This window comes from Kitasatospora sp. NBC_01287, assembly GCF_026340565.1.
In the GTDB taxonomy this organism is placed as follows: Bacteria; Actinomycetota; Actinomycetes; order Streptomycetales; family Streptomycetaceae; genus Kitasatospora.
The window spans coordinates 7,834,463-7,848,618 of the sequence record NZ_JAPEPB010000001.1 but is presented as its reverse complement, the minus strand read 5'-3'; the positions used below and the strand labels follow the sequence as shown (position 1 = coordinate 7,848,618).

Below are 14,156 nucleotides of genomic sequence, written 5' to 3'. Positions count from 1 at the left end.
GGCCGGCGGCCAGTCACGTCAGATCCCCAGGATCCGGGCCTTCGCGGCGGCGAGCTCCTGGTCGGAGAGCACGCCCTGCTGGTGCAGCGCGGCCAGCCGCTCCAGACCGTTGAGGTCCTCCTCGCTGAGCCCGCTCCCGCCCGGCGCGGCGGCGGCCGGCGCCGGGGCCGGGGCCTGCTCCTGCGGCGGCTCGGCCTCGACCTGCTGACCGGCGTAGCGGTCGGCCTGGCGCCGCGAGACCCGTCCGGAGACCGCGGTCGCGGTACCGGCGACCACCGCGGTGCGCGCCGCCGTGCCGAGCAGACCCGGCCGACCGCCTCGACGTACTGCGCGTCCCAACATCCTCGTGCTCCTCTCGACTCGATGCCGCCGACCGGTCAGCCGGCGGCGGCGGCCAGCGCCTGGGCCACCACGGGGCCCGGGATCCGCTCGTGCTCCACCAGCAGGCCGCCGGCCCGCCGGATCGCCCCGGCGATCGGGGCGGCCCAGGTGTCCTCCCAGACGATCAGCGCGGCGGCGGAGTCGGGGGCGAGCTCCCGCGCGACGAGTTCGAGGTCCTGCTCGCTGAGCAGGCCGCCGACCTCACCGTCGATGTTGTCGAAGACCGACGCCTCGTCCGGGCCGAGGGCCTCCAACTCCTGGTAGCTGACCAGACCTTCCGCGTCCTTCTTGATGAAGGTGAGGTCGAGGATCCGCACCGTGCCGCTCTCCACCAGCCGGCGCAGTTCGGGCTCGATCTCGCCCCTGAAGTGGTTGCCGGGAAAGGCGATGACCACGTACTCGACCGGTCCCACATCCATGGCCGGCACTCCCTTCCTGTCCTGCGCGCTGTCGCGCGCTGTCGTGGCGGTACTCCCGCTCCCGCTGCTCCCGCTCCCGCTACTCGCGGGAGAGCATCGCGGCGGCCTCCCGTTCGAGGTCGAGGAAGGCCTCGCCACTGACGTCGACGGCCACCCGGTCGATGGTCCCGCCGGTGAAGGCCCAGGGGCGGGTGCCGGGGTAGTCGTCGGTCACGGCGTCGCCGCCGTCCCGGCCGATGTTGAGACCCTCACCCGCGACGCTGAACTTGCCGGGCTGGGTCATGATCCGCCCCTCGCCGACCTTGCGGTCGCCGTGGTAGAGGCTGAGGATCCCGCGGGCGGTGCCGGGCGGGTCCTCGCCGTCCTTGTCGAAGGAGGCGGCCAGGATCACCTGCGACCCGGTCGGCAACTCCTCGTTCGCGCGCATCAGTTGCTCATGGCTGCCGAGGAAGTTGTAGACGTAGTGCAGCCGGTTGTCCTTGACGTAGAGCGCGTGCCCGCCGAACCGGCCGCCGTGCGCGAAGAGCACACCGGACGCTCCCGGCCCCGCCAGGTCCACCAGCGCGCCGATCGAGAAGGAGCGCCCGCGCACCGCGACCGCGACCGACTCGGGCACCTCCGCGCCGCCGGGGTGGTAGACGTAGCGGGAGCGTGGCGGGGCGAGTTGGGGGCGCGGGTTGGTGATGATCTCGACACCCGAGCGGTCGTCCAGCGGGAACGCCTGGTGGGCGCCGGCCTCGTGGAACCAGAGGCCGATCAACTCGGCCAGCCGGCCGGGCTCCTCGGCGGCGAGGTCGTGCAGCTCGGCGCGGTCCTCCGCCGTGTGGTAGAGCTCCCAGGTGTCCTCGCTGAAGTGGCTCCAGCCGCTGAGCGTGGGGTGGGTGGTGACCGCCTTCCAGCCGTCGTGCCAGATGCCCCGGGAGCCGAGCATCGAGTAGAACTGCGTGTGCTTGGCGGTGGGCAGGCTGCCGGAGTCGAAGCTGTACCGCATGCTCACGCCTTCGAGCGGGAGCTGGGTGTAGCCCTTCACCGCGTCGGGGAGTTCGACGCCCACGCAGTCCAGCAGCGTCGGCACCAGGTCGACGGCGTGGTGGTACTGGTCGCGGACCTCGCCGCGGGCCCGCATGCCGGCCGGCCAGGAGATGACGCACGGGTCGCAGGTGCCGCCGTTGAACGAGTAGCGCTTCCACATCTTGAACGGGGCGTTGAAGGCCATCGCCCAGCCGTTCGGGTAGTGGTTGTACGTCTTGGTGCTGCCCAGGTCGTCCAGCATGGCCAGGTTCTCGGCGAGGTCGTCCGGCACGCCGTTGGCGAGCTTGTTCTCGTTGACCGAGCCGTCCGGGCCGCCCTCGCCGCTGGCCCCGTTGTCGGAGACCACCACGACGATGGTGTTGTCCAGCTGGTCGTTGGCCTCCAGGTAGTCGAGCAGGCGGCCGATCTGGTCGTCGCAGTGCGTCAGGAATCCCGCGTACACCTCGGCCATCCGGGAGAAGAGGCGCTGCTCGTCCGCGGAGAGGCTGTCCCAGGGGCGGGTGAAGTCCAGCGGCGGGAACGGCTCTCCCCCGGGGCCGCTGCGGCTGGCGGGCGTGCCGATCGGGTTGAGCGGCGGCAGTTCGGTGTTCCGCGGCACCAGGCCCATCGCCTTCTGCCGCTCCAGGGTCTGCGCCCGCAGCACCTCGTACCCGGCGTCGAAGCGGCCGTGGTAGCGCTCGGTCCACTCGTGCGGCACCTGGTGCGGCGCGTGCGCGCAACCCGGCGCGTAGTAGAGCAGGACCGGCCGGTCAGGGGCGATCGCCTTCACGTCGTCGATGAACTCCAGTGCCTTGTCGGTGATGTCGACGCCGAAGTGGTAGCCCTGCTCCGGGGTGGCGGGCTGCTCCACCGGGTGGTTGTCGTGCACCAGGTCCGGGTACCACTGGCTGGTCTCCGCGCCGAGGAAGCCGTAGAAGCGCTCGAAGCCGCGGGCGACCGGCCAGTTGTGCTTGCTGGAGGCCAGGTTCATCTCGTCCTCGGCGCACAGGTGCCACTTGCCCACCAGGGCGGTGCTGTAGCCGCGCTCGACCAGGATCTCCCCGAGGTTGGCGCACTGCGGCGGGATGTGGCCGTTCGCGCCGGGGAAGCCGACGGCGCACTCGCTGATGCAGGCCATCCCGTTGGTGGTGTGGTTGCGGCCGGTGAGCAGGCAGGAGCGGGTCGGTGAGCAGAGCGCGGTGGTGTGCCACTGGCCGTAGCGAAGCCCGTTCGCCGCGATCCGGTCGATGTTCGGCGTCTCGATCGGGCCGCCGTAGCAGCTCATCGCGCCGAACCCCACGTCGTCCAGCACGATGTACAGGATGTTGGGCGAGCCGGGCGGCGCCTTCGGCTGCTCGTACGGGCCCCAGTCCGGGACCGAGTCGCGGATGTCGAGGTTGACGACACCCCGGAATGGCTTGGCCATGGCGCTCTCCTCACGGGTGGTCCGGCCACGGAGCCGGCCCGGTGTCCAGCCTGCGGCCCCGGCACCGGCACCCGCATCACCCGGGGCAGGTGATCCGCACTGGTGATCACCCGTGCGCGGGGGTTGAGTAGGAGGTGCGCACCGGTCGCGGACCCCGTCCCACCGAACCCCGTCCGGATGCCGCGCGACCCGACCCCCACCTGGACCTCGGTGACCGCCATGGGGAACAACGCGACGCCCCCACCGCCCGGCCCGCCGGACCACCGACGGCCGGCGCCGTCGGGCGACCCGCTGCTGGCCGCCAGGTTCGCCGTCCCCGCGCCGCCCGAGCCGCTGGTGCGCCGCCCCGCGCTGCTGGCCGGCCTGACGGCCGGGGCGCGCGGGCCGCTCACCCTGGTCAGCGGCCCGGCCGGGGCGGGCAAGACGGTGCTCGCCGCGCACTGGGTGCGCCTGGGCCTGGCGCCGCGCGCGACGGCCTGGCTGACCGTCGAGGCCGACGACGCGCCCGGGGTCTTCTGGGCCTACCTGATCGAGGCCCTCGACCGGCACGGGGTGAAGCTGCCGCCCGGGCTGGGCCGGCCCACCCGCGCCGAGGGAGTGGACCGCTCGCTGCTGACCCGGCTGGCCGCTGGGCTGGCCGAGGCGCCGGAGTGCACCGCCCTGGTGCTCGACCAGATCGACCGGATCGACCAGATCAACCGGAATGACCAGATCAACCGGAATGACCGGGTCGGCCGGATCGACGCGGCGTACGCGCGCGGGATCGCCGACGACCTGGAGTTCGTGCTCCACCACGCCGGCGGGGGCCTGCGCCTGGTGCTCACCGCACGAACGGACCCGCTGCTGCCGCTGCACCGCTACCGGGCCGCCGGCCAGATCGTCGAACTGCGCGCCAGGGAGCTGCGGTTCACCCCCGAGCAGGCCGAACCGCTGCTGCGCGCCCACGGCCTGGCGCTCTCGGCGGCCGGCCTGCGGCTGCTGCTGGAGCGCACCGAGGGCTGGGCGGCCGGGCTGCGGCTCTGCGCGCCGGCGATGCGCGAGGCCGCCGACCCCGAGGCGTTCGTGCGCGAGTTCGCGGCCGACCGCACCACGATCGCCGACTACCTGCTCACCGAGGTGCTGGCCGCGCAGCCACCGGCCGCGCAGGACCTGCTGCTGCGCGCCTGCGTCGCCGAGCGCGTCCACCCGGCGCTCGCCGACGCGTTGACCGGCCGGGCGGACGCCGCCTGGACGCTGGCCCGGCTGGCCCGCGACAACGCGTTCCTCGAACAGCTCGGCGGCTCGGCCTGGTACCGGCTGCACCCGCTCTTCGCCGAAGTCCTGCGCGCGCACCTGCGCCACCGCTGCCCCGGCCTGGAGGGCGAGCTGCGCGGCCGGGCGGCGCGCTGGCTGGCCGGGGCCGGGCAGCTCACCGAGGCCGTCACCCAGGCCGCTGCCGCCGCCGACTGGCCGCTGGCGGCCGGGCTGCTGATCGACGACCTGGCCGTCGGCCGGCTCTTCACCGGTCTGGACACCCAGCTGTTGCGCCACGCCTTCGCCGCCATGCCGCCCGAGCCGGACGGCACGGCCCCGGCCCTGGTGGCGGCGGCCTGCCGCCTCGCCGAGCTGGACCTCGACGGCTGCGCGGCGGCGCTGCGGCACGCGGATGCCCGGTTGGCCGAGGATGGCACGGCGGCCGACCCGGTGCGCCGGCTCAGCCGCGCCTTCCTGGGGGTGCTCGGCGGGCGGCTGGGGCACGACCTGGCGGGCACCCGCGCGGCGGCCGCCGAAGCCCGCCGGCTGCTGCGCGCACTGCCGCCGGCGCTGCGCGCGCGGCACCCCGAGCTCGGCGCGATGGTGCCGGCCGCGCTGGGCGCCACCGAGCTCGGCGCCGGCCGGCTCGCCCGCGCCGCCGCCGAGCTGACCGAGGCCGTCGAGGCCTGCGCGGCGCCGGGCACGGAGTACCCGCTCTGCGACGCCTTGGGCTCGCTCGCCCTGGTGGAGCTGCTGCGCGGGCGGCTGCGGCAGGCCGCGGAGCACGCGCGGGCGGCGCTGGCCGCGGCCGAGCGGGCCGCGATACCGCCGGGGGGCCGGGCCGGGGTGGACCACCTGGTGCTGGCCGGCGTGGCGGCCGAGCACGACGACCTGCGCACCGCCCGCGCCCAGCTCGCCCTGGCCACCGCCGGCCCCGGCGGGCCGCCGCCGGAGCCCGCCGCCGAGGTGGCGGCCGCCGTCATAGCCTGCCGCCTGGCCACGGCCGAGGGCGACTGGGCGGCCGCGCTGGGCGCGGTGCGCGCGGTCCGCACCGCCGGCACCGCCGGCCCTGAGACGGCGGACGGGACGGACGGGACGGACGGGACGGACGGGACGGACGGGACCGGCGCGCCGGCGCGATTGAGCGGGTGGAGCGTGGACGAGCTGGCCATCGCCGAGTCGGGCGCGCACCTGGCGCACGGCGACCCGCGGCGCGCGCTCGCCGTGCTCGACGGGCCCGACAGGCCCAACAGGCTCGACGGGCTCGACGGGCTCGACGCCGTGGTGTCCGACCGGCCCGAGCACCGGGTGGCCCTGGCCCGCGCCCTGCTGGCGGCCGGGCGGCGCGAGGAGGCGGCGGCGGCGCTGGCCGGCCTGGCCGCCGAACCCTCGGCCACCGCGACCAGCAGGGCGCAGGCCTGCCTGCTCCAGGCGCAGGCCGCCGCCGCGACGGGTGCCACCGAGCAGGCGCACCGCCTGCTGCGCGAGGCACTCGCGCTCGCGCGGCCCCAGCAGCTGCGGCGGATCTTCGCCGAGAGCGGCCCCTGGGTGCGCCGGCTGCTCCGCCAGGACCCCCAACTGGCCCGGGCGCACGGCTGGCTGCCCGCACCCGGCTGGGGCCGCCCGAGCCCGGGCGGCGGCGCCGCGCCCCCGGTGGCGGAGCCGCTGAGCGAGCGGGAGACCGAGGTGCTGCGCCAGGCCGCGCTGCTGCTCTCCACCGAGGAGATCGCGGCCGCGCTCTACGTCTCCGCCAACACGGTCAAGACCCACCTGCGCAGCATCCACCGCAAGCTCTCGGTGACCCGGCGCAGCGAGGCGGTGCGCCGGGCCCAGGACCTGGGGCTGCTGTGAGGGCGCCCAGGCGGCTCGTCCGTACCGGGCGATGCCGCGCCCGGTGGTCGGGGCGCACCATGGACGGCAGAGGAACGCCATGGACGGTGGAGGAACGCCGGCGCACCGAGCGCCCTGCCCCGCTCCTCGGTCCTCGGTCCTCGCTTCGCTCCTCGCTGTCGAGGGAAGTGCTCGTATGCGCTACGAATTCCGCGTCGTCGGCATCGTCTCGGAGACGCTCGCCGAGGCCTTCCCCGAGTTCGACCGCAGCCCGGTCCCCGACCAGACCGTCTTCTTCGGGCCGGTGACCGACGAGGCCCAGTTGGACGGCGTGCTGCTGCGCTTCCAGTCACTGGGCCTGCGGGTGCTGGAGCTGCGGCAGCTGCCCGACTGAGCGGGGCACCACCGAAGCACCATGAAGCACCACGAAGCACCACGAAGTAGCACGAAGCACAGGAGACAAGAGGACAAGAGGAGCAGGGAACATGGCAACGCTTCTTCCCCACCCGCAGCGGACGCCGCCCCACCTGGCCCCCGCGCTGGCGGCCCTGGCGGCGGCCTACGACCGGCTGCGGGCGGCCCCCGATCCCGACCCGGCCCTGCTGCTCGACCTCAAGTACCGGGCCCGGGAGCTGACCGAGGCGGCGGCCGGCTCGCCGCCCGAGGACCCCTCGCACGGGCCGACCCGGCACCTGCGCCGCCGCTGCACCGGCGCCGAGCGCGGCACCCGGTGGATCCTGCGGCACTGCGGCTGAGACCGGACCCGCCGGCCGTCGCGCCCCGAGCGCACCCCCGCCCCGCGCGCCACCGCCCCCTCAGGTGAGCGCGGCGCCGCGCAGCAGCAGGAGCGCGACGTCCAGGCCGACCAGCGCGAGGGTGGCCAGGAACGGCAGCCGGCTACCCGGCCCCGCACGCGGCGGCAGCGCGACGCAGCACGCCAGCAGGCCGGTGGCGGCGAGCGAGGCCAGACCCGCGCCGCCGACCCGTCCGCCCGGCCCCAGCACCAGCACCGCCGCCCCGGCGAGCAGCAGCGCGGCGGCCAGCAGTCGCGCGCGGCGCGGGCCCAGGCGCTGCGGCAGGCCGCGCACGCCCGTCGCCAGGTCGCCGTCGAGGTCGGGCAGCACATTGGTGGCGTGGGCGGCCGCGCCCAGCAGCGCCCCCGCGGCCACCGCCCAGCCGGCCGGCCAGGGGTGCCCCGGCAGCGCGAGCGTGACGAAGGCGGGCAGCAGCCCGAAGGCCACGGCATAGGGCAGCCAGGAGAGCACCGTGCGCTTGGCGCCGAGGTTGTAGGCCCAGGCCGCGACCACCCCGGCCAGATGAGCCGCGCCGGCCGCGAGACCGCTCGCCAGCGACAGCGGGACGCAGAGCAGCAGCGCGCACCCGGCGGCCGTGCCCACCGCGCGGGCGCCCACCGTGCCCGCGACCAGCGGCTTGTCCGCGCGCCCGGTGGCGAGGTCGCGCCGCAGGTCGAGGCGGTCGTTGCTCCAGCCCACCGAGAGCTGCCCGGCGAGCACCGCCGCCGCCACCAGCGCGCTGCCCGCCGCTCCCCGGCCGGCGCCGGCCGCCAGCGCGGTGATCACGGCGGTGACGGCGAACGCGGGGGCGGGGTGCGCGGCCGCCAACAGCGCGCGCACCCGCCGAAGCGGGCCGGGCAGCGCCTCGGCGGCCGCGGCACCGCGCTGGGCTTCGGCGATGGGCACGTCTGATCGTAGACCGGGCGAAGCGTGCGGAACGTGCGAAATGCCGAGCATTGCCCATTTCCTGATGAACAGTCAGATTCCGCCTATTCTGACCGCCATGACAAGAATCGCCGGCGTCCACGGGGTGCTCCCGCCGCACCGCTACGAGCAGGGCGAGATCACCGCGGCGCTCGCCGCGATGTGCCGCCCCGGGGAGGGGGAGGCCGGCGTCCTGGAGCGGCTGCACGCCACCGCCGGCGTGCGCGCCCGCCACCTGGTCCTCCCGTTGGAGCGCTACCCGGCGCTGAGCGGCTTCGGCCAGGCCAACGACCACTTCATCGAAGCCGGCCTCGACCTGGCCGAGCAGGCCCTGACCGGCGCGCTGGCCGCGGCCTCGCTGGCGCCCGAGGACGTCGACCTGGTGATCTCCACCTCCGTGACGGGCATCGCCGCGCCCTCCCTGGAAGCCCGGCTGGCCGGACGCGTGGGGCTGCGCCCCGACGTGAAGCGGGTGCCGGTCTTCGGCCTGGGCTGCGTGGGCGGCGCCGCGGGCCTGGCCCGGGTGCACGACTACCTGGTGGGCCACCCGGGCCAGGTCGCCGTGCTGCTCTCGGTCGAGCTGTGCTCGCTCACCCTGCAGCGCGCCGACACCTCCACCCCCAACCTGCTGGCCGGCGCGCTCTTCGGCGACGGCGCCGCCGCGCTGGTGGCGGTCGGGCGCGAGCACCCGCGGCACGCGGAGTCCACCGGGCCCCAGGTGGTGGCCACCCGCAGCCGGCTGTACCCCGGCACCGAGCGGGCGCTCGGCTGGGACATCGGCGACACCGGCTTCACCATCGTGCTCGGCGCGGAACTGCCCGAGCTGGTGCGCCTGCACGTCGGCGAGGAGGTCGGCGCGTTCCTGGCCGAGCACGACCTCAAGGCACCGGACATCACCGGCTGGGTCGCCCACCCGGGCGGCCCCAAGGTGCTGACCGCGCTGAGCGAGGCGCTCGGCCTGGACGGCTCGGCGCTGGAGCTGACCCGGCGTTCGCTGGCCGAGGTCGGCAACCTCTCCTCGGCCTCGGTGCTGCACATCCTGCGCGACACCCTCGCGCTGCGCCCGCCGCCGCCCGGCTCCCCCGGCCTGCTGCTCGCGATGGGGCCGGGCTTCTGCTCCGAACTCGTCCTGCTGCGCTGGTAGGCCCGGATGCCCCCCTACACCCTGCTGATCCTGCTGGTGGCCGCCGAGCGCCTGGCCGAACTCCTCGTCGCGCGCCGCAACGCCGCCTGGAGCCGCGCGCTCGGCGGCGTCGAGTACGGGCGCGGCCACTACCCCGTGATGGTCCTGCTGCACACCGGGCTGCTGGTCGGCTGCCTGGCCGAGGTCCGGCTCGCCGACCGGCCGTTCCTGCCCGCGCTCGGCTGGCCGATGCTCGCCCTCGCGCTCGCCGCCCAGGCCCTGCGCTGGTGGTGCGTGGCCACGCTGGGCACGCGCTGGAACACCAGGGTCATCGTGGTGCCGGGGCTGCCGCTGGTCGCCGCGGGACCGTACCGGCTGCTCAGCCACCCCAACTACCTGGCCGTCGTCCTCGAAGGGGCCGCGCTGCCGCTGGTCCACAGCGCCTGGCTCACCGCGACCGCCTTCACCCTGCTCGACCTGCCGCTGCTCGCCACCCGGCTGCGCTGCGAGAACGCCGCGCTGACCCGCTGCGTCCCGGTACCGGCGTGATCGACCTGCTGATCGCCGGCGGCGGCCCCGCCGGCCTGGCCACCGCGATCCACGCCGCCGAGGCCGGCCTTCAGGCGGTGGTCCTGGAGCCGCGACCTGCCCCGATCGACAAGGCCTGCGGCGAGGGCCTGCTGCCCGGGGGCGTGCGCGCGCTGGCCGAACTGGGCGTCACCACCGCCGGGCAGCCGCTGCACGGCATCCGCTACCTGGACGCCCACCGGCTCGCCGAGGGCCGGTTCCGGCACGGCGCGGGCCTGGGCGTGCGGCGGACCGTGCTGCACGCGGCGCTCTCCCGGCGGGCGGCGGAACTCGGCGTGCCGGTCCTGCCCTTGAAGGCCGGCCCCGTCCACCAGGACGCCCACGGCGTCACCACCGCCGGCCTCACCGCCCGCTACCTCGCAGCCGCCGACGGCCTGCACTCCCCCATCAGGCGGCAGCTCGGCCTGGAGCTCCCCGACCCGCGGCCGCCCCGGCACGGGCTGCGGCGCCACTTCGCGGTGGCGCCCTGGACGGACTGCGTCGAGGTGCACTGGTCCGCGCGCAGCGAGGCGTACGTGACGCCGCTGGGCCCGGAGTTGATCGGCGTGGCCGTGCTGACCACCGAGCGGGCGCCCTTCGACGAGCTGCTCACCGCGTTCCCCGCCCTCGCCCGGCTGCTGCCCGCGCGGGCCGGCTCCGCGGTGCGCGGCGCCGGGCCGATGCGCCGCCGGGTCCGCAGCCGGGTGGCCGGGCGGGTCCTGCTGGTCGGCGACGCGGCCGGCTACATCGACGCGCTCACCGGGGAGGGCCTCTCCCTCGCCCTGGCCGGCGCGGCCCACCTGGTGCGCTGCGTGCGCGCGGACCGGCCGCGCCAGTACGAGGCGGCCTGGCGGCAGGCCTCCTGGCGCCACCGGCTGCTCACCGAGGCGCTGGTGCGGATCCGCGCCCGCCCGCTGCTGGCGCCCGGGATCGTCCCGCTGGCCACCCGCGCGCCCGCCGTCTTCGCCGCGCTGGTCAACCAACTCGGCTGACCGGCCGGCTCGTACCGCCCCGCTCGTCCAACCCGCTCGTCCAACCCGCTCGTACCGCCCGCTCGTCCAGCCCCGGAGGTGCCCCATGACCGACGCTCCCGCTCCCCGCCAGGTCCCGCCGATCGTGGTCGGCACCGACGGTTCGGCTCCGGCCCGGCAGGCGGTGCTCTTCGCGCTCGCCGAGGCGCGACTGCGCGGCGCCGCGCTGCGGGCCGTCTGCGCGTACGAGTACACCCCCACCCTGCACTCCGGCTTCGAGCGCACGGCCATGGCGGGCCCCGGCGGCCAGCCGATGCCGCAGCAGCGCGATCTGGTGCTCCAGGCGGTGGGCGACTCCGTCGAGGAGCTGCGGCGGGAACTGGGCGCGCCCGAGGTGCCCGTGGAGGTCGTCTGCGAGCCGGGACGGCCGGCCCAGGTGCTGCTGGAGGCGAGCCGGGACGCCGCGCTCCTGGTGGTCGGCTCCCGGGGGTCGGGCGCCTGGGGACGCCTCACCCTCGGGTCGACCAGCACCGAGGTCGTGCACCACGCCACCCTGCCGGTCGTCGTCGTGCCGGCCGACGAGCCGGGCCGCGACCAGCGCGACTAGGAGCTGTCCGGACCGCCGAGGTCAGGACCCGGGTCCAGGCGGGGGCGCACGCGGCACGCCCGGTGCGTCCCCGGGCGGCCGCCGTGCGCCGTTGCCCGGTGCTCGGCGGCCGCCCAGACTGGCGGGCATGACGAACCCCAGCCGGCCGGGACACAGCGCCGTGGACGACGCGGACGACGCGGAGGTCGTGGTCATCTCCTTCCCCAAATGCGGGCGCACCTGGCTGCGCGTCATGATGGCGAAGGCCATCTCGGCCCACTGGGGACTGCCGATGGAGCTCTGCGCGGACCTGCGGCTGCCCGCGTTCTCCGAGGTCGAGCCGCGCGTGCCGCGGATCATCTTCTGGCACGACGACCGGGTCGCCTGGCGTACCCCGGAGGAGCTCTCCGGCGACAAGGGCTGGTACCACGACCGCAAGGTGGTCTTCCTCACCCGGGACCTGCGGGACACCATCGTCTCGCAGTACTTCCAGCGCAGCCGGCGCCCTGGCGACCCGTACCCTGGCGAGTTGGGCGCGTTCCTGACGGAGCGCCGGGGCAGCCTGCGCACCTGCGTGGAGTTCTGGAACATCTGGCACGCGGCGCGCGCCGTGCCGGACGGGTTCCTGCTCACCTCCTACGAGCGGCTGGGCGCCGACACCGCCGGAGAGCTGGCCCGGGTGCTCGAGTTCTGCGGTCTGCCGGCGCCCGGTGCGGGCACGCTGCGCGAGGCCGTGGAGTTCGGCGGCTTCGGCCGGATGCGGGGGATGGAGCTCGCGGACGCGTTCCGCTCGGAGCGGCTGCGCCCGGGACGCCCGGACGACCCGGAGTCGTTCAAGACCAGGCGCGGGGTGGTCGGCGGCCACCGCGACTACCTGAGCGCCGCGCAGATCGCCTGGGCCGACGCCCTGATCACCGAGCGGCTGGTGCCGGCCTGGCAGCCGCTGGCCCTGGCCGCCGACCTGGCCTGACCGCCGGCCGGCCAGGGGGTGTCCGGCAACTCCTAACGGTCCTGGGAGAGGCGGTGCAGCTCGGCGAAGCGGCCGCCGCGGCGGAGGAGTTCGTCGAAGGTGCCCTCGTCCTCGATCCGGCCCTGGTGCAGGACGATGATCCGGTCGGCCACCCGGGTGTTGGCGAGGTTGTGGGTGACGAAGAGCGCCACGCACCCGGCGGCCAGCTCCTTGAAACGGCTGATCACCTGGTGTTCCGCGCGCGGGTCCATCGCCGAGGTGGGCTCGTCCAGCACCAGCACGGAGGCCTCGCGGTAGAACGCCCTGGCCACCGCGAAGCGCTGCCACTGGCCGCCGGAGAGGTCGTGCCCGCCCCAGAAGGACTTGGCGAGCAGCGTGTCCAGGCCGTGCGGCAGCCCGGCCAGCACGCTGTCGGCACCCGCCGCCGCGGCGGCCGCGTGCAGCAGGTCGTCGCCGCCGCGCGGCTGGCCCAGGGTGATGTTCTCCCGGGCGGCCATCGGCCAGCGGGTGTAGTCCTGCGGCACCAGGCCGACCCGGGCGTGGACCGAGTGCGGATCAGCCTCGGCCAGGTCGGTGCCGTCCCAGCTGACCGTGCCCTCGGTGGGCAGGTAGAGGCCGGTGAGCAGCCGGGCCAGGGTGGTCTTGCCGGAGCCGTTCTCCCCGACCAGGGCGACGAGTTCGCCCCGGCGCAGGGTCAGGCTCACCCGATCCACCGCGAGCCGCCCCGGCGCCGCGCCCGGGTGGCCGAAGCAGGCCTCGGCGGCGCGGATCTCGCGCGGGCCGGCGGCGTCGATCCGGCGCGGGCCTCGGGTGGCGCGCAGGGCGGCGGCCAGGTCCAGGAAGTCGCGCCAGTCCTGCAGGTGCAGCGAGGTGCGGAAGAGCCGGGCACCGGCCAGCACCAGCGCGGTGAGCGCGCCGGTGGAGGTTCGCACGGCGACCACAGCGGTGGCCGCGACGGCCAGGCTCATCGCTCCGGAGGCGGCGAGCAGGCCCACGGTGAGCCAGGTCAGCACGAGCATCGCGCCGGTCGTGCCGGCCCCGGCCAGGGTGACCAGCAGGGTGCGTGGCGCGGCCGCCCGGTGCCGGTGCCCGATCCTGGCGGTGAGCTGGGCGTACCACTGGCGCAGGAACGGCGCCATGGTCCCGGCCCGCACCTCGGCGGCCGTGCGGCGCTCGGTGCTGTGCTGGCAGAGCAGGTAGCGCAGTCGCTGGTCGGCCAGGTTGGTGTGCTCGGTGCGGTGGGCGATCCGGGCCGCGGCCAGCGCGGCGGCGCCCTTGGGGAGCATCGCGAGCAGCAGCAGCGGCAGCAGCACCGGGTGCAGCAGGGTGAGCACCACGGCGGCGGCGGCGAGTTGGGCCGCGGCGGCGATCAGCAGCTGGGCGTCGGGGATCAGCTCCTGGGTGGCCAGCGCGCCGAGCGTGGCGGCCTGCAGCGCGTCGTTGAAGTCCGGGCGGTCGTAGGCGGTGAGTTCGACCTCCGGGGTGTCCGCCAGGATCCGCTCGTCGGCCAGCGCGGCGACCTGCGGGCCCAACTTCGTGGCGGCGTACTGGGCCACGGCGTCCGCGGTGGCCCGCACCGCGGCGGCCGTCGCCGCCACCAGCAGCGCGGGGAGCGCGTGGTGCAGCTGCCCGGCGATCGGCCCCGGCCGCAGCAGGGCGGCCATCACCTTGGCCGTCGCGGCCAGCGCGAGCGCGGCAGTGACCGCCGCCAGGCCCTGGCCGAGCGCCAGTTGGACAACGGCACGCGGGTCTGCCGCCCAGCCGAGCCGGGCCGCGTCGGCCAGCGCCGAGGGCACCCGGGCCGCCAGTTGGCGCAGACCGGCCGAGCCGACCCGGTGGTGGTGCGGATCGTCCCAGCCGAAGTTCAGCTCGGGCTGGACGGCGGGGCTCGCGGGAGCATCGGTGGACACCGGCCCCATCC

General features: G+C 76.0%; 13 protein-coding genes. 8 read left to right on the top strand and 5 right to left on the bottom strand.

All coding sequences use genetic code 11. The annotated features are described in order from the left end of the window. Positions 1-18: 18 nt before the first annotated feature. From OG455_RS33610 to OG455_RS33600, 3 genes are all read right to left on the bottom strand, one after another. Positions 19-342 carry an SHOCT domain-containing protein gene (locus OG455_RS33610; protein ID WP_266300063.1) on the bottom strand — a complete coding sequence of 108 codons (324 nt, stop codon included), beginning with the start codon at positions 340-342 and terminating at the stop codon, positions 19-21. A 35-nt stretch (positions 343-377) separates the two neighbouring features. After that, positions 378-800 carry a DUF6325 family protein gene (locus OG455_RS33605; protein ID WP_266300062.1) on the bottom strand — a complete coding sequence of 141 codons (423 nt, stop codon included), beginning with the start codon at positions 798-800 and terminating at the stop codon, positions 378-380. A gap of 79 nt (positions 801-879) precedes the next feature. Next, a complete protein-coding gene (locus OG455_RS33600) occupies positions 880-3,237 on the bottom strand; it encodes an arylsulfatase (protein ID WP_266300061.1) in 2,358 nt (785 codons plus the stop codon). 177 nt (positions 3,238-3,414) lie between these two features. Between OG455_RS33600 and OG455_RS33595 the strand changes: the two genes are divergently transcribed. The 3 genes from OG455_RS33595 (at position 3,415) to OG455_RS33585 (ending at position 7,055) form a co-directional block, all read left to right on the top strand. After that, entirely contained in the window at positions 3,415-6,321 is a 2,907-nt protein-coding gene (locus tag OG455_RS33595; RefSeq protein WP_266300060.1) for a LuxR C-terminal-related transcriptional regulator, read from the top strand. A 175-nt stretch (positions 6,322-6,496) separates the two neighbouring features. Next, complete coding sequence (locus tag OG455_RS33590) at positions 6,497-6,694, top strand: hypothetical protein (RefSeq protein ID WP_266300059.1); 198 nt, start codon at positions 6,497-6,499, stop codon at positions 6,692-6,694. Positions 6,695-6,785: 91 nt separating this feature from the next. Next, positions 6,786-7,055, top strand: coding sequence for a hypothetical protein (locus tag OG455_RS33585; RefSeq protein ID WP_266300058.1), 270 nt, complete (start codon positions 6,786-6,788; stop codon positions 7,053-7,055). A gap of 60 nt (positions 7,056-7,115) precedes the next feature. On the opposite strand, the gene OG455_RS33580 is transcribed toward OG455_RS33585, so the two are convergent. Next, the gene (locus OG455_RS33580; protein ID WP_266300057.1) at positions 7,116-8,000 is read right to left on the bottom strand and encodes a UbiA family prenyltransferase; all 885 of its coding nucleotides are present in this window, start codon (positions 7,998-8,000) and stop codon (positions 7,116-7,118) included. A 97-nt stretch (positions 8,001-8,097) separates the two neighbouring features. On the opposite strand from OG455_RS33580, the gene OG455_RS33575 reads away from it, so the two are divergent. The 5 genes from OG455_RS33575 to OG455_RS33555 all read left to right on the top strand — a co-directional run bounded on the left by OG455_RS33575 (position 8,098) and on the right by OG455_RS33555 (position 12,235). Continuing rightward, entirely contained in the window at positions 8,098-9,162 is a 1,065-nt protein-coding gene (locus OG455_RS33575) for a type III polyketide synthase (RefSeq protein WP_266300056.1), read from the top strand. Between the two features lie 6 nt (positions 9,163-9,168). Continuing rightward, positions 9,169-9,690, top strand: coding sequence for an isoprenylcysteine carboxyl methyltransferase family protein (locus OG455_RS33570; protein ID WP_266300055.1), 522 nt, complete (start codon positions 9,169-9,171; stop codon positions 9,688-9,690). Then, positions 9,687-10,700 (top strand): NAD(P)/FAD-dependent oxidoreductase, encoded by a 1,014-nt coding sequence (locus OG455_RS33565; RefSeq protein WP_266300054.1) that lies wholly within the window; start codon positions 9,687-9,689, stop codon positions 10,698-10,700. The genes OG455_RS33570 and OG455_RS33565 overlap by 4 nt, the downstream gene beginning before the upstream one ends. Positions 10,701-10,785: 85 nt before the next feature. Next, on the top strand, positions 10,786-11,286 hold the full coding sequence (locus OG455_RS33560) for a universal stress protein (RefSeq protein WP_266300053.1): 501 nt from the start codon (positions 10,786-10,788) through the stop codon (positions 11,284-11,286). A 127-nt stretch (positions 11,287-11,413) separates the two neighbouring features. Then, positions 11,414-12,235: a sulfotransferase domain-containing protein gene (locus tag OG455_RS33555; protein ID WP_266300052.1), complete on the top strand. Its 822-nt coding sequence runs from the start codon at positions 11,414-11,416 to the stop codon at positions 12,233-12,235. Positions 12,236-12,267: 32 nt separating this feature from the next. On the opposite strand, the gene OG455_RS33550 is transcribed toward OG455_RS33555, so the two are convergent. Further along, positions 12,268-14,145: an ABC transporter ATP-binding protein gene (locus OG455_RS33550; RefSeq protein ID WP_266300051.1), complete on the bottom strand. Its 1,878-nt coding sequence runs from the start codon at positions 14,143-14,145 to the stop codon at positions 12,268-12,270. Positions 14,146-14,156: the final 11 nt, after the last annotated feature.

Bases quoted from the DNA above. Each gene is read 5' to 3' on its own strand.
- OG455_RS33555 (WP_266300052.1), top strand. From the start codon at position 11,414: ATGACGAACCCCAGCCGGCCGGGACACAGCGCCGTGGACGACGCGGAC.
- OG455_RS33575 (WP_266300056.1), top strand. From the start codon at position 8,098: ATGACAAGAATCGCCGGCGTCCACGGGGTGCTCCCGCCGCACCGCTAC.
- OG455_RS33600 (WP_266300061.1), bottom strand. From the start codon at position 3,237: ATGGCCAAGCCATTCCGGGGTGTCGTCAACCTCGACATCCGCGACTCG.
- OG455_RS33585 (WP_266300058.1), top strand. From the start codon at position 6,786: ATGGCAACGCTTCTTCCCCACCCGCAGCGGACGCCGCCCCACCTGGCC.
- OG455_RS33595 (WP_266300060.1), top strand. From the start codon at position 3,415: ATGCCGCGCGACCCGACCCCCACCTGGACCTCGGTGACCGCCATGGGG.
- OG455_RS33605 (WP_266300062.1), bottom strand. From the start codon at position 800: ATGGATGTGGGACCGGTCGAGTACGTGGTCATCGCCTTTCCCGGCAAC.
- OG455_RS33590 (WP_266300059.1), top strand. From the start codon at position 6,497: ATGCGCTACGAATTCCGCGTCGTCGGCATCGTCTCGGAGACGCTCGCC.
- OG455_RS33560 (WP_266300053.1), top strand. From the start codon at position 10,786: ATGACCGACGCTCCCGCTCCCCGCCAGGTCCCGCCGATCGTGGTCGGC.
- OG455_RS33610 (WP_266300063.1), bottom strand. From the start codon at position 342: ATGTTGGGACGCGCAGTACGTCGAGGCGGTCGGCCGGGTCTGCTCGGC.
- OG455_RS33570 (WP_266300055.1), top strand. From the start codon at position 9,169: ATGCCCCCCTACACCCTGCTGATCCTGCTGGTGGCCGCCGAGCGCCTG.